Source organism: Streptomyces sp. NBC_01320 (genome assembly GCF_035974375.1).
Lineage (GTDB): Bacteria > Actinomycetota > Actinomycetes > Streptomycetales > Streptomycetaceae > Streptomyces > Streptomyces yanii.
Genome location: NZ_CP108390.1, coordinates 11754570 through 11768669, shown reverse-complemented (window position 1 = coordinate 11768669; position 14100 = coordinate 11754570). Strand labels below are relative to the sequence as shown.

Sequence of the window (14100 nt, the reverse complement as noted above, 5' to 3'; positions counted from 1 at the left end):
CGCCACTGTGATCAGCGAACGAGACGGAGCAAGTCGAGTTCGATACCGAAAGGGACTGCTGTCTTTATGCGATCGCGGTTAATACCGGTGGCGACGTAGGCGCGGGTGGTGTTGTCCAGCTCGTACGTGTGGATGACGGGGAGGCCGTTTTCCTCCTCGACACGCCAGTAGTGCGGAATACCCGCCTGCGCGTACTTGAACGGCTTCAGCGACCGGTCACGGTCGGCGGACTCATCCGAGACGACTTCGATGGCGAGGGCTACCTGGTCGGGGAGGTAGCGCGTGCGGTTCGGGTCGTATGGGACCGTGACAGCAAGGACGTCGGGCTCGGGCCGGTTCTTCTCGTTCAGCTTGATCGTCATTTCCCGGTCGATCTCGAATCCCTCGGGAGCCTGATCGTCCAATGCGGTCGTAAGCCGGGTGACGACGCGGGCGTGCCAGGACCGCTGCGGGGACATCATGAAGATCAGCGCTCCATCGATCAGCTCGGTGTGTCGCGGGAGGGCGGGTGCGTTGTCGAGGTCATCGGCCTCCCACCCACTCGGCCGGGGCGGCAGCATCCAGGGCGGGAGCGCGTCCCATGCGGTCGTCATCGTGTCCTCCTTCGGGCGCTCTGGTCAGCTTAGCTTGACTATTAACCCCACCAAGATCGTGTCTTGGTGGGGTTCGTCGTTCGCCTGACAGCTGGGCGGCCTTTGCGTGATCGTGTCTTCTCGCTGAAGTCGACAGTCGATCAACCCAAAGGCCGTGATGGACAGTCTGCAAGACGACGCTGCGCGCGTCGAGGCATTGACCGGGTTATCTCGGTTTCGCCGCGAGTTCTACGAGTGCCTGACCCTGCGGGCGGATGCTCTGTTCGAGCTGGCGGACGCGGTGCTGTGTGCCGGCGGGCCGGTGGTCTCGCTGCCGGAGTTGTCGCTGGAGGCAGTGCACCGGCGTGGGCACGGGGCGATGTACGACGCGCTGGCCCAGGGCCACATCGCCGTGTCCCGCCTGCGGATGGCGCTGGCAGGCCTTGAGCTGCCGCGCGGGGCGGACCGGCAGCTGTCGATCGCGCTGGACGTCACTCCATGGCCGCGTCCGGACGCCGAGTGCTCGCCGGAGCGCCTGCACTGCCACCGTCCGTGTCGCTGCGACGGGGTTCGCCAGACCATCCCGGGCTGGCCCTACCAGGTGGCCGCGGCCCTGGGCGGTGGCCGCTCCTCGTGGACAGGGCCGCTGGACGCAGTCCGGCTGGGGCCCGAGGACGATCCCACCGAGGTCACCGCGACTCAGATCCGTGACCTGCGCGCCCGCCTGCAGCGGGCCGGGCAATGGCGACCGGGCGACCCGCCGGTCCTGTTCGTCCTGGACTCCGGCTACGACCTCGTGCGCCTGACCTGGCTGCTGCGCGAAGAACCGGTGCGGCTGCTGGGCCGCATCCGCGCGGACCGGGTGATGTATGCACCGGCTGGCAAGCGCCGCGGAACCAACCCCGGACGCCCGCCCCGCCACGGAGCACAGTTCCGCCTCGCCGACCCCGCCACCCACCTGGCCCCGGTCCAGGAGTCGGCCGGCGTCCACGACCGCTTCGGCCAGGTCCTCGCCCGCTGCTGGGGCCGGATGCACCCCAAGCCGGACCGGCGCGGCTCCTGGGCCGACCATGAAGGCGAACTACCCCTCGTCGAGGGCACGTTGGTCCATCTGGCCATCGAGCACTTACCCGGAAACCGCGACCCCAAGCCGCTATGGCTGTGGCACAGCGACCCCGACGCCACCGCGCACGACGTCGACCGCCTCTGGCGGATCTTCCTCAGGAGATTCGACATCGAGCACACATTCCGCTTCTTCAAGCAGACCCTCGGCCTCACCCGCCCCCGCCTACGCACTCCCGAGCAGGCCGACCGGTGGGTGTGGCTGATCCTCTCCGCCTACGCCCAGCTCCGCCTCGCCCGCCCCCTGGCCGAGGACCTGCGCCGGCCCTGGGAGAAGCCGCTGCCGCCGGATCAGCTGACCCCCGGCCGGGTCCGGCGAGGCTATCCACGCATCCGGCGGATCCTGGGCACCCCGGCCAGCACGCCGAAAGCCACCCACCCCGGGCCCGGCCGCCCCAAGGGCCGCACCTCCACCCCCGCACCCCGCCACCCAGTCGGCAAGAAACAACGTAAAGCGGACACACCCCGATGCGGCGGAGCCGAGGAGGAGGCTTAAAGATCAAGCTTAGAGCTCGCGCAGATAGGCGGCGTGGGCAGCCCCGGCAACAAGGTGGGCACAGGTCCCGGTGATCATGGAGTTGCGACGCTCTGTGACCACTGGGGAGATCTGTGCCCGTCCTTCCATCATGGCTGACCGACCCGCTCTGGGATCAATTCGCGGCACTGCTGCCCAAGCGCCCTGCGGTCGATCCGGCCCACCCGCTGGGTTGCCACCGCAGCCGTATCAGCGACCGGATCGTGTTCGACAAGCTGCTCCAGCTCCTGCGGTTCGGCTGCTCCTACCAGGCGGTCTCCGACACGACCTGCTCGGCGACCACGATCCGCAACCGCCGCAACGAGTGGATCCGGCTCGGCGTCTTCGCCCGGCTCAAACAGATCGCGCACACCTGGCAGAGCGCCGTCCACCGGCTCCGATCGGCGGTGGGCTCGGAAAGGGAGGCATGCTTCACCGAGTCCGGCGGCGTCGACGTGGCGGGGACAGGAGCCCCGCCGAGCTGGGCGGGCCGTGGTGTCAGCGGCCGTGTTGTTGAGGCCGGATGAGGAGCAGGGCGATGTCGTCGTTGCGGGGGGCGGACCGTTGGGCGTGGTGAATGAGTGTGTCGGCGAGGGCGTCCAGGGTCTGGCCCCGGGCCTGTGCGAGCTGGGCGGCGAGGTCGGCGGTGGCGTCGTCGATGTCGATGCCGGGGGTTTCGACGAGTCCGTCGGTGTACAGGGCGAGCACGGCCCCGGGCGGTAGGGGGATGTCGGTCTCCGGGTAGTCGGCGGCGGGGTCGATGCCGAGCAGGAGCCCGGGCGTCAGCGTGAGGATCTCAGTGTGTAGGTCGGGGTGGCGCAGGAGTGGGGGCGGGTGGCCGGCGGTGGCCAGGCAGGCGCGGTGGCGTGCCAGGTCGAGCTGGACGTAGAGGCAACTGGTGAACAGGCCGGGGTCGAGGTCGGTGAGCAGGCGGTTGGTGCGGGCGAGGACTTGGCCGGGCGATGCGCCGGCGGTGGCGTGGACGGCGGTGCGGACCTGCCCCATGAGGGCGGCGGCGTTCACGTTGTGGCCTTGGACGTCGCCGATTGCTGCGGCGGCGAGGTCGGTGTCGAGATGGATGAGGTCGTAGAAGTCCCCGCCGACGTCGATGCCGTGAGCGGTGGGGAGGTAGCGGGTAGCCACGTCCAGGCCGGGGACGCGGGGCAGTGCTTGGGGCAGCAGGCTGGCTTGCAAGCTGTGGGCGAGCGCCTTATTGGCGTCGTAGAGGCGGGCGCGGTCCAGGGCCTGGGCGATCAGCCCGGCGGTCGAGGTGAGGACGGCTCGTTCCTCGGGCGTGAAGGAATGCGGCCGGTCGTACGCGAGGACCAGCGAGCCGACGGGGCGGCCGGAGGTGATCAGGGGCAGGAAGGCCCAGGCGGCCTTGCCGTCCTGCAGGACGGCGGGGGGATGAGCGCGCTTGAGGTCCGCGAAGGTGGCGTAGAAGCTGGGGACGCCGCTGGTCAGGACACGCACGGCAGGGGTGTTGGAGGCCAGGGGGGTGCCGTCGAAGCGGTCCATGAGTTCGGCGGGGTAGCCGCGGTAGCCGATGATCCGCAGCCGGCCCTCCTCGGCGATCATCAGGGCGAGGGCTTGGGCCTCGAAGGCGGTCGGGACCAGGTCGTCGATCCGGGCGATCACGTCCATGACCCCGACGGCCTCGGTCAGCGTGGCGGCGAGGTGCATCAGGAGGTGGTGGGCGGTCGACCGGCCCGGTGCGGCCGACGGTGCGGGGTGCAGAACCTCTGACGTCTCCGAGGCAGGGGACGGGGAGGCCGGGGCGATGCGGACGCTGATGCCGGAGACGTCCGGGTAGAGGTGGAAGGCAAGCCACCGGTCCGGTGGGCGCAGGGCGGTGAAGCAGGTGGCCTCCTGGCTGAGCACCGCGGCCCGGTAGCGGTCTTCGACGACTGGGTCGTCCAGCCACGGCAGGACCTGCCGTGGCAGGACGCCCAGCAGGTCGGCGGCGCTGGCGCCGAGGAGGTCGGCGGCGGTGGTTGTGATGAAGGTGATCCGGCCGTCAAGGTCCAAGGTGCAGCATCCTCCGGGCAGGCGCTCGGCGAAGTCCGCCGCTGCCGCCTCCTGGGTTGGCCCGCGAGCGCGGGCACGCAGGGGGGCCAGGACCTGCGGCTCGGACCCGGGCAGCAGCGGGTGGCCGCTGTCGGCGGCCTGCCGCAGGAGAAGGCCCAGGCGGCGGCAGGAGGTACGGACCGCGTTGCGTTCGTGTCGGGTCAGCGGCGATGGATGCGAGCTGGGCCACCGCACCACCAGGGCGCCCCAGACTGTGGTGCCGGTGGTGATCGGGGCAGCGGCCGCCGAGAAGGGGTAGGGCAGCGCGAGCGCCATCTGCGGGTAGTGCCGCGCCATCTCTTCCTGGCCGCCTATCCACACCAGACGCCGCTCGCGCACGGCGTCGGTCGCCGGGGTGCGGGCCGTCAGCGGCACCTGCGTCCAGTGCGCGGCGATCTGCCGGGGAACCCCCCTCAGCACCGCAAGTCGCAGCACCCGCTCACCCGGCGGCAGCAGGTATACCAGGCCCCCGGAAGCGCCTGTCTCCCGCATGAACTGTTCCAAAGCAGCGCAGAGTAGATGCGTGCCCGAGCCTGTGCCAGTGCCGAAGCCGGCAAGGTCCCTCGTGCTCTCACCCTCCCGAGCGGCACCAGGAAGGGATCCCTCCAGGCGCCTGAAGCGACATCTGGCCGCCTCCGCGCTGATGCCCAGGCCAGCACCGATCTGCGCCCAGCTCGCCCCGGTTCGTCGGTCCGCCAACACCGCACAGCGCACCATCTGCCCGGCCAGCCCGGGCACCTCCGCCACGGCGGCAACATGGCAGCCCTCCGCTCCTCGCCCCGGGCGCGAGTCGCTCGCCTGCTGGGTTGCGGCCTGCACCTGCGTCAGGAGATCCGCTTCCGCGAACACCAGCGCCTGCCGCGCCTCCGCCGCCGCCTGCCAGCGACGCCTGGCCCGCCAGGCCGCCTGCCGATGCGCCTGACGGCAATACCGCCGACCCGGGCCTGCCGACTCCGGCAGTGGAGCTCCGCACCAGCCACACCGATCGTCACCCATATACCGATCGTCGCCCATATAGGGAAAATATGCTCTACTGCCGTGACGACGTGCTGCACACGTCCACCAGGGCGGTGGCGGCCGTACCTATACGTCGGCAGGCATACGTACCGATCATGTCGGCATCAAGATGCCCAAACTGCTGCACTTAGACGCTGCGTAGATCGGCACTCGCTCATGGGCGGCGGTTCGGACGGTTGTCCCAGCGGTGGGTCGTCCACGCCCTGCGGAGCAGGCTACGGACGGTGATGATCGTATCGGCGAGGTCGAAGAACGCGTCGATGACCGCGACGCGGCGTTCGTAGCATCGGGCGAGCCGGTGGAAGGCGTTCTGCCAGGCGTGGGTGCGCTCGACGTGCCACCGCTGGCTCGCCTGGATGGGCGCCTTCTCGCCCTTGTGCGCGATGCGGCCGTGCAGACTGCGCGCGGCGAGTTCGGCGCGGGTCTTGTCCGAGTCGTAGCCGGCGTCCAGGTGCACGGTGATGGCCTCGGGCAGCGGCCCCAGGTCCACCAGCAGGTCCAGGGTCGGAGCCAGCAGCGGAGAGTCATGGCGGTTCGCTCCGGCGAGGACCCTGCCGAGCGGGATCCCATAGCCATCCGTCATGCCGGAGCGCTTCAGGCCCTGTTTGCCGCGGTCGACCGGCGAGCGCCCGGCCGCTTCTCCGCCGCCGGGGGCCTTGGTGATGGAGCCGTCGACGGCGATCTGGTCGAGCACGAGCCCGACGATCCGGTCGTAGGACTCAAGCGCGATCTGTTTGAGCCGGGCGAAGACGCCGAGCCGGATCCACTCGTTGCGGCGGTTGCGGATCGTGGTCGCCGAGCAGGTCGTGTCGGAGACCGCCTGGTAGGAGCAGCCGAACCGCAGGAGCTGGAGCAGCTTGTCGAACACGATCCGGTCGCTGATACGGCTGCGGTGGCAACCCAGCGGGTGGGCCGGATCGACCGCAGGGCGCTTGGGCAGCAGTGCCGCGAATTGATCCCAGAGCGGGTCGGTCAGCCATGATGGAAGGACGGGCACAGATCTCCCCAGTGGTCACAGAGCGTCGCAACTCCATGATCACCGGGACCTGTGCCCACCTTGTTGCCGGGGCTGCCCACGCCGCCTATCTGCGCGAGCTCTTAATCCGTCAGTTCCGCGTGGCGGCGGTGCGGGCCGCGACGAGAGCGGCGACGGGGTCGGCTGTGGCGGGGGCGCAGGGCCACCATGCGGCGGCGGTGCCGTGGCCTTCGCGGGGCGTTGTCACGTTAGTTGACCGGCCTGGGATGATCTTGGAGTTGATCGTGCCGGGGAGGGGTTCACTCGTGTCGTCCGCGCCGCCGTCGTACAAGGGCCGCCGGTACCCGGTCGAGGCGATCTCCCACTGCGTGTGGCGGTACTTCCGCTTCCCTCTGTCCTACCGCGAGGTCGAAGAGCTGATGCTCGAGCGCGGCGTGCTCGTCTCCTATGAGACGGTCCGCCGCTGGTGCGCCAAGTTTGGGCAGGCCTACGCCGCCGGACTGCGCCGCCGGCGGCCGAGGCCCGGGGACAAGTGGCTCTACCTTCTTGAACGGGTTGATCCTCCCGTTCGTAGGGTGAGGACACCCAGGGGAGCTGGGTGTGGCTGACAAGTGGCTGCCGTTCGTGGCTTCAGGTGCTTGGCCGCCTGGCTCCCCACGACGACTCGGCCGCCGATTGGGAAGTGCGAACAAGTCGCTGTGTAGAGCAATGCCGGCGAGGTCGTCCGTGGTACGCAAGGCAAGTACGACCGAATGGAGCACGATGAGCCGGATATGGGCGGGGACCGACTGCGGCAAGACCCACCACCACTGCCTGGTCCTGGACAGCGAGGGCGACACGCTGCTGTCGCGTCGGGTGGCCAACGACGAGCCGGAACTGCTGAAGCTGATCGGTGACGTCCTGGACCTCGCCGACGGCGGCAAGACGACCTGGGCGCTGGACATGACCGGCGGCGAGCCCGGCCTGCTGATCGCCCTGCTGGTCAACCATGGCCAGGAGCTCGTCTACATCCCCGGTATCGCGGTCAACCGGGCCACCGACAGCTACCGAGGCCAGGGCAAGACGGACGCCCGTGACGCCCGCGTGATCGCCGACCAGGCACGGATGCGCCGCGACCTGCAGCCGATCCGCCCCAGCGACGAAGCCACACTCGAGCTGCGGCTGCTGACCGACCACCGCGTCGATCTGGTCGCCGACCGCACCCGCACCACCAACCGGCTGGGGGCCCTGCTGAACAGCATGTTCCCGGCCCTGGAACGGGCCCTCGACCTCGGTAACATCGGCCCGATGGTGCTGCTGACCGGTTACCAGACACCGGCAGCGATCCGCCGCGTGGGCAGCCGGCGGCTGACCGCTTGGCTGCGCAACCGCAAGGTCTGCAACGCTGCTTCCCTCGCCGAGAAGGTGGTTGAAGCCGCCGAGCGCCAGCACACCGCCGTCGTGGGTGAGAAGGCCATCGCGACGATGGTGCACACCCTCGCCAAGGAGGTGATGACCCTCAACGAGAAGATCACCGAGACCGACAAACTCATCGAGGGCCGGTTTCGCGAACACGAACTGGCCGACGTGATCCAGTCCATGCCCGGCATCGGCACGATCCTCGGTGCCGAGTTCCTCGTTGCCGTCGGCGGCAGCCTGGACGCCTTCCCCACGGCCGACCGGCTCGCGGCCTTCGCCGGAACGGCCCCCGCCCCACGCGACTCCGGCCAGGTCAGCGGTAACGACCACCGACCGACGAGATACCACCGTCGTCTGCAGCGCGTCTTCTACATCTCCGCGCTGGTCAGCGTCCAACGAGACCCCAACTCACGGAAGTTTTACGACCGCAAGCGCGCCGAGGGGAAACGCCACGTCCAGGCCGTCCTCGCGCTCGCACGCCGTCGCGTCAACGTCCTGTGGGCCCTGATTCGTGACCGACGGTGCTACCAGGTCACACCCTCAGTGACAGCGACGGCTTGACATCAGCATTGGGAAGCACCTGGACGAGGTCTTCATCAAGGTCAACGGCGAGCTGAAGTATCTGTGGCGGGCCGTCGACCAGAATGGCAACGTCCTCGACATCCTCGTCCAGAGCCGGCGGGACAAGGCGCGGCCAGGCGCTTCTTCCGCCGTCTGATGACGAAGACCCGTACGGTGCCGAGGGTGGTCGTCACCGACAAACTCCGCTCCTACAGCGCGGCGCACCGCGAGGTCATGCCCTCGGTGGAACACCGCTCCCACAAGGGCCTGAACAACCGGGCGGAGAACTCCCACCAGCCCACGCGGCAGCGTGAACGCGCGATGAAGGGATTCCGTTCCGTAGGCGGGGCCCAGCGGTTCCTGGCCGCGTTCAGCGGCATCTCGCCCCACTTCCGCCCTCACCGCCACCTGATGACAGCCTCCGACCACCGAGCCGAGATGACCGTCCGCTTCGCGATCTGGGACCAGATCACCCAAGCTGCCAGCCGGCCCACCACGGCCTGACCACAGGCCCGGACCGCAAGCCCACCATGCCCCAACGCGCCGTCACACACCGACATACTCAACAATTTGACAGCGCCAGTTGAAGGACTTCTGACACAGAGCAACGGAGCTCGTTGGTACAGGCAGTCGTCCAAGACAGCTTGTACCGCAAGGAGCTCCGTTGCCTGTTCATTGTGTCTCGCCGTCGGCGCTGACGGCCATCACCCGTACGGTGACTGTGGCCGCGGGCCGGTTCGCGCCCGGCCATCTGGGAGAACTGACGCCGATCATGCCGTTCGAGCTCGTCGACGCGGTCTTGTCCGAGACCAGGACCGTGCAGCGGCGGCTGCGTGATCTGCCTTCGCGGGTCGGCGTCTACTTCCTCCTGGCGATGTGCCTGTTCCCCGAGATCGGCTATCGACTGGTCTGGGACAAGCTGACCGCCGGCTTGTTGGGGATGCCGATCGTCTGCCCGAGCACGAAAGCGCTACGTGATCTGCGCCGCAGACTCGGCAGCGCGCCGGTGCGGGCCTTGTTCGAGGTGCTGGCCGGGCCGTTGGCCCAGCCGACCACGCCAGGGGTACGGTTCGGCCCGTATCGGCTACGTCCACGAGCGTCTCGCGATCTTCGACAATCGCAAGCGCGGCATCCCGGGCAGAAAGTGGGGCAAGCGACACGACGGCGCGTGGTTCGCCAGGCTCGGAGCCTTTCGCCTGTCTGGAAACGTGCGCAGGGTGGCGGTGCACGCCAGCCGGTGAACGATGTCGGTAAGCCGTGTGCGCGAGAAGCGCATGCACGGTTTGACGGGCGGGGGCTGGAAACGGAGCCCTCACAGGCCACCGCGCCAGTCCCCGACCCTACTGAGCAATCGGGCCAACGTTCCACAATCGTCAGTCAATCGCAGGACCGCCGGCGGTCCAGGTGCGGGATCAGGGCTTTCCACAGGCCCTTGTCGACGTTGAGAGGGTGGGTGGTGCACAGCCACTCGTAGATCCGGTCGGTGTCGAGGTCGATCAGATAGGTGAGTCCCGACGCGACTCGTCCTTCCCGAGAATTGTGCGGGACCACGGCTGCGAACGGGTTGTTCCCAGGCAGCAGCCTCACGTCCTGCATGTCTGCCAGGGTGGCGATGGCGGGGGTGTGCCACATGCCACCTGCCCCGGAATCCCAGACGCGGTAGGGGGAACTGGTGAGGACCCGCTTCCCGTCGGGCGACAATCTGATGTCCTCAAGGCGGGTGTCGAAGCGCATCGCACCAGTCTTACGGGCCTGGTACGGGTTCCCTACGTCCCAAAACTGCACGGTTCCGTCGGTGAGCGTCGTCGCCAGGACGCCTTTTCCGACCGGTAGATAGCCGCCGGATGCGGCGGGCAGCAAGTCGGCCTTCCGGGGCCTGCGGATGTCGCGCATGTCCCACAGTTGGGTCCGCTCGGGAAGTGCGTCGTGCATCAGCAGATGCGACGAGGGCACGTAGACCGCTTGTCCCGTGGCAGCGCCCGGGAGGAGACGGACCTTGAACGGTCGGGCGGGGTCGGTGAGGTCCCAGATGCGCAGATCACTCGGTCTGCCCTGCCCCGGCTCGCCCCGGTCGACGATGGCGAATCCCCGGTCGCCCATGAAGAACATGCTCTGCGGTTCCGCGATCTGCGCGGCGGTCATGGTCCCGCCGCGCACCGGTCGGAGGGGGTCCCGAATGTCCCATACACGCACCGTTGCGGTGAACCAGTCGCCGAGGACCAGGAGGCCACCGTCCGCGGAGACGGCCGTCCGTACGTCCTCCGCCTGCAGATGGATTTCCTCACCCGGTACCGGAGGCTTGTTCTCGTCGCCGCCGAAGTCCCACAACCGGAACGCGTGGTCCCCCGTGCTTTCCGTCCAGCGGTGGGCCAGCAGCACGGAGCGGTCGGTCCCTGGAAGGAAGTACCGGGCCTCCCACCCCTTGGGCAGGGTGAACCGCACGCGCGGATCCCTTCCCTTGGCCGTGTCCGCGGAGCGGAGGTCCCAGACCTGGAAGGTCTTTGCCGGCGCGGCGACCACCATGAGCGTGCCGTCGCCGTTGATTGGGCTGGCGCCTGGGTCCGGTGTGGTCATGGTCCCTCGGACCCGGGGCGCGGGGGTGCGCTGCGGCCACACGCGTACGTTGCCCGCCACGTCGCCCACCGCGAGCTGGTCCCCGTCGGGGCTGTAGGCCACCGACTGGGCCGGCTCAGCCGAGGGGGCCGTCCCCTGTTCGGCCGAGTAGCTGAAAAGCTCGAAATCGGTCGCTACCGTCGCACGGATCAGGGCGCCTCCCTGAGCCGAATTGCCTGCGGCGGCCAACCGCTCCCCGTCGGGACGGAAGCTCAGCGAAGGCAGGTCGGGGTAACCCCAGGTATTGTCCCGGGCATCGGGCTCGGCGCGTACGAGCCGATGGCCACTCTCCACCCTCCACCAGGCCATCACACCCTTCGCGCCGGTCGCGACCAGCAGATTCCGCGTCGGATGAGCGGCCACCGCCATCACGGAGGGGGCCTCGGCGGTGTCCAGCAGCCGGGCATCCGCAGGATCCCGTACGTCCCACAATCTCACCTCCGCGGGCCGCTCGGCCCTGCCCGTCCCGCTGATGCCGTTGCCCGTGACCATCAGGCCGTCGCGGCGGAACGCCAGTGACATCAGTGCTTCGGCAGCTACCGACCGGTCCGTCCTGAGTGCAGGAGCCGTCGGATTCGACACATCCCACATTCGAAGCCGCCCCTGGTCACCCCCCGCCGCCAGCGTGCGGCCGTCCGGCGCGAACCTGAGGGCGTACGTCATGCCTTTCGGGATCTCCCGTTCGGACAGCCGCTCGGGCCGCTCGGGTTCGCTGACGTCCCAGAGGGTGAGGTCCGTGGCCGTCTGTGCCGCCAGCAGACGGGAGCGCGGGTGGAAGGCGATGGCGGCGCTGCCATGTAGCTTCAGGGCCCCCGCCTTGACCGGTATGTTCCGGTGGGAAAGGTCCCAGAGCTGTATCTGCCCGCCGGCCTGGCTGGTTGCCAGCACATCCCCGTCCTGGCTGAACGCGAGGTTGAGCACTGCCGCGCGATGTCCGCCGGGGATATCGACCGGTGCTTCTGTCAGATAGGCGGCGTAGAGGCTCGACCGGGTGTCGGGGGTATCTGCTGTGCGGTACGCCGCGAGGCTGAGCCGTAGCGCGGTCTGCGGATCGCGCGCGCGCATGGCGTCCGCCTGGGCCGCGATCTCGTTGGCGATCAGGATCGTCTCGCGGCCCTCCGCATCCTGCTGAGCGCCGCGGGCCAGTACGGCGAGGGTGGTCGCGAGCAGGGCCAGTACGGTGACGACGGAGACGACGATCCGGCGCAGCTTCGTCCTGTGGTGTTCGGCGCGGTGGCTCGCGTCGAGGAAGTCGTGCTCGACGCGTCGCATGTGGAGCGCACCGACGTTACCGGCGAGTTGCGCGCGCACGGACGCCAATTGGTCGCCTCCGTACAGGCCGCTCTCCGGGCGTCCCGCCTCGTGCCAGCCGTCGGCGGCGTCACCGAGTCTCCGGCGGACGAGTAGTCCGGCCCGGTTCTCAATGATCCAGTCCTGAAGCCGTGGCCAGGCATGGAGCAGGGAGTCGTGGCAGAGTTGCGCTTCGTCCTGGTCCACGACGACGAGCCGTGCCGCGGTCAGCAGTCCGAGCAGATCGGCATCCTGGTCGAGCTCGGCCACGGGGACGCGGCGGCGCACGGCACGGCCTCTGTCGTCGACCACCAAAATCATGCGCAGCAGTAGTTCCCGCAGTCGGTTCCGGTCGTCGGCGCCGAGCCCGTCATGGACCTCGTCGGCCGTCCGGGCCACGGCTGTGCGGATCCCGCCGGCGGTCTGAAAGGCGGTGAAGGTCAACGTGGTGCCGCGGCGCCCGGCCCAGGTCTGGCGCAGAGCGTGGGCGAGGAACGGCAGCGGGACGGCGTCCCCTTCGGCGGCGCGCTCCTGCCGCAGTTCGCGCAGGATGTGGTCCGACAGGCCGTCCTCCAGACGCAGCCCGGCTTGTGCTGCGGGGCGTTCGATGGCCGCTCGCAGTTCAGTGTCGGACATGGCGGAGACGGTGAACTGTCCGGACCTGACGATCGCGTCGAGCCGTGTGTCGTTCAGGACCTGGTCGTAGAAGTCGGCGCGAAGGCCGAGCACGATGCGGGGACCGTCGGTTCCCGCTGCGGCGAGTGCGCGGACGAAGAGCTCCCGCTCCTCCGGGTCCTGGCACTCGGTGAAGATCTCCTCAAGCTGGTCGATCACCAGGACGTCCGGCCCGAGGGGGCTGAACCGTCCGGTGGCCAGGTCCTTCTCCACCTCGGCAAACGGCCGCCCGATTGCCGTCGCCCAGCTTTCCACGAGCGAACGGAACGGCCGCGCGCCGGGTCCCAGCAGCAGGAGGACCCGCTCGGTCTCCAGACCGGCTATGAGTCCGGCTCGGAGCAGAGAGGACTTTCCGGCTCCCGACGCACCCACCAGGACGACCGGGCTCGGGTGGGGGCCGGCGGTCACCCGGCGTACCAGGCTGCGCGTCAGCTCCTCCCGTCCGAAGAAGAGATGGTGCTGCTCCGGCAGGAATGGGCGTATTCCTGGGTAAGGGCACGGGCCGCCGCCCTGCTCTGTCTCCGGCGCAGCGGTGTCGTCGTGGACGCGCCTGCCGGGATTGCGGGCGAGGACGAGATCGGAGGCCCGTCCGACACCGTCGGAGTGCGGGCGTGCGGCGCTGCCCTGGAAGCGGTGGTCGAGGATGCGGTAGACGTCGAGGAGGGTGAACCAGTTTGGACCGCCCGGATCGCCCTCCGTCAGCAGTCGGAGCAACTCCCCACTGAAGAGCGTGTGTTCCGCATTCGGTGGTGCAAACGAAGCGGCGTAGTGCGTGGCCGAGGCCAGCAGAAAGCTGCCCTCCGGACGGGCTGAGGCCAAGACCTCGCGATACGACTCCCGCGGCGCGACCTGTGCGAGACCGGAGAAGCAGCAGTCGAGGACGACGACGGTACTCGCCGCGGCGTCGGCGAGTCGCTTGCTCACCTGGTCGAAGGGGACGGCGTGCACAGTGTCGACGGCCGAGGAGGTATCCGACGTGGCAAGGTACAACTGCTGTCCAGGTCCGACCAGACCGTGGCCTACGAAGCAGAAGAGGACGACGCCGCCCTCCGAGGCGTCGATGGCGGCCTGGACGGCCGCGAGCACCTCGGTCGGCCCCCGCGGGTCGATGATCGCGGTGACCCGACCGTTGAGACCGCATTTCTCTTCCAGTGCTGCGGCGACCGCCCGCGCCGAGCGCGCTGCGCTCGGCAGGTCCGACAGCGCTCCTTGGCCACTACCGCCGTAACACCCTGTACCGACCACGATCGCGTGGCAGTTGACGCCGCTCAGGTCCCCCCGTCCGACGGCCATGC

At 69.1% G+C, this 14100-nt stretch carries 6 protein-coding genes and 4 pseudogenes; 6 read left to right on the top strand and 4 right to left on the bottom strand.

The features are described from left to right. Positions 1 to 11: 11 nt before the first annotated feature. On the bottom strand, positions 12 to 593 hold the full coding sequence (locus OG395_RS54505; RefSeq protein ID WP_327241166.1) for a Uma2 family endonuclease: 582 nt from the start codon (positions 591 to 593) through the stop codon (positions 12 to 14). Positions 594 to 750: 157 nt separating this feature from the next. Here OG395_RS54505 and OG395_RS54500 point away from each other — a divergent pair, with 157 nt between their 5' ends. Continuing rightward, positions 751 to 2190 (top strand): NF041680 family putative transposase, encoded by a 1440-nt coding sequence (locus tag OG395_RS54500; RefSeq protein WP_327241167.1) that lies wholly within the window; start codon positions 751 to 753, stop codon positions 2188 to 2190. A 113-nt stretch (positions 2191 to 2303) separates the two neighbouring features. Further along, a pseudogene (locus OG395_RS54495) lies at positions 2304 to 2573 on the top strand (transposase); the annotation flags it as partial. Positions 2574 to 2706: 133 nt separating this feature from the next. On the opposite strand, the gene OG395_RS54490 reads toward OG395_RS54495, so the two are convergent. Both OG395_RS54490 and OG395_RS54485 read right to left on the bottom strand, forming a co-directional pair. Further along, a complete protein-coding gene (locus OG395_RS54490) occupies positions 2707 to 4992 on the bottom strand; it encodes a SpoIIE family protein phosphatase (protein WP_327249216.1) in 2286 nt (761 codons plus the stop codon). 454 nt (positions 4993 to 5446) lie between these two features. Beyond that, positions 5447 to 6289 carry an IS5 family transposase gene (locus OG395_RS54485; RefSeq protein WP_327241168.1) on the bottom strand — a complete coding sequence of 281 codons (843 nt, stop codon included), beginning with the start codon at positions 6287 to 6289 and terminating at the stop codon, positions 5447 to 5449. A gap of 284 nt (positions 6290 to 6573) precedes the next feature. Between OG395_RS54485 and OG395_RS54480 the strand changes: the two are divergent. From OG395_RS54480 to OG395_RS54465, 4 genes and pseudogenes are all read left to right on the top strand, one after another. After that, positions 6574 to 6804 (top strand): annotated as a pseudogene (locus OG395_RS54480) (IS6 family transposase); the annotation flags it as partial. 226 nt (positions 6805 to 7030) lie between these two features. After that, positions 7031 to 8227 (top strand): IS110 family transposase, encoded by a 1197-nt coding sequence (locus OG395_RS54475; RefSeq protein ID WP_327241169.1) that lies wholly within the window; start codon positions 7031 to 7033, stop codon positions 8225 to 8227. 16 nt (positions 8228 to 8243) lie between these two features. Beyond that, positions 8244 to 8731 (top strand): annotated as a pseudogene (locus OG395_RS54470) (IS6 family transposase); the annotation flags it as partial. Positions 8732 to 8891: 160 nt separating this feature from the next. Beyond that, positions 8892 to 9311: pseudogene (locus OG395_RS54465) on the top strand (transposase domain-containing protein); the annotation flags it as partial. Between the two features lie 293 nt (positions 9312 to 9604). On the opposite strand, the gene OG395_RS54460 reads toward OG395_RS54465, so the two are convergent. After that, positions 9605 to 14098, bottom strand: coding sequence for a caspase, EACC1-associated type (locus OG395_RS54460; RefSeq protein WP_327241170.1), 4494 nt, complete (start codon positions 14096 to 14098; stop codon positions 9605 to 9607). Positions 14099 to 14100 lie beyond the last annotated feature (2 nt).

Excerpts from the sequence above, each read along its gene's own strand:
- OG395_RS54500 (WP_327241167.1), top strand. The coding sequence starts at position 751 with ATGGACAGTCTGCAAGACGACGCTGCGCGCGTCGAGGCATTGACCGGG.
- OG395_RS54490 (WP_327249216.1), bottom strand. The coding sequence starts at position 4,992 with ATGGTGCGCTGTGCGGTGTTGGCGGACCGACGAACCGGGGCGAGCTGG.
- OG395_RS54460 (WP_327241170.1), bottom strand. The coding sequence starts at position 14,098 with ATGGCCGTCGGACGGGGGGACCTGAGCGGCGTCAACTGCCACGCGATC.
- OG395_RS54505 (WP_327241166.1), bottom strand. The coding sequence starts at position 593 with ATGACGACCGCATGGGACGCGCTCCCGCCCTGGATGCTGCCGCCCCGG.
- OG395_RS54475 (WP_327241169.1), top strand. The coding sequence starts at position 7,031 with ATGAGCCGGATATGGGCGGGGACCGACTGCGGCAAGACCCACCACCAC.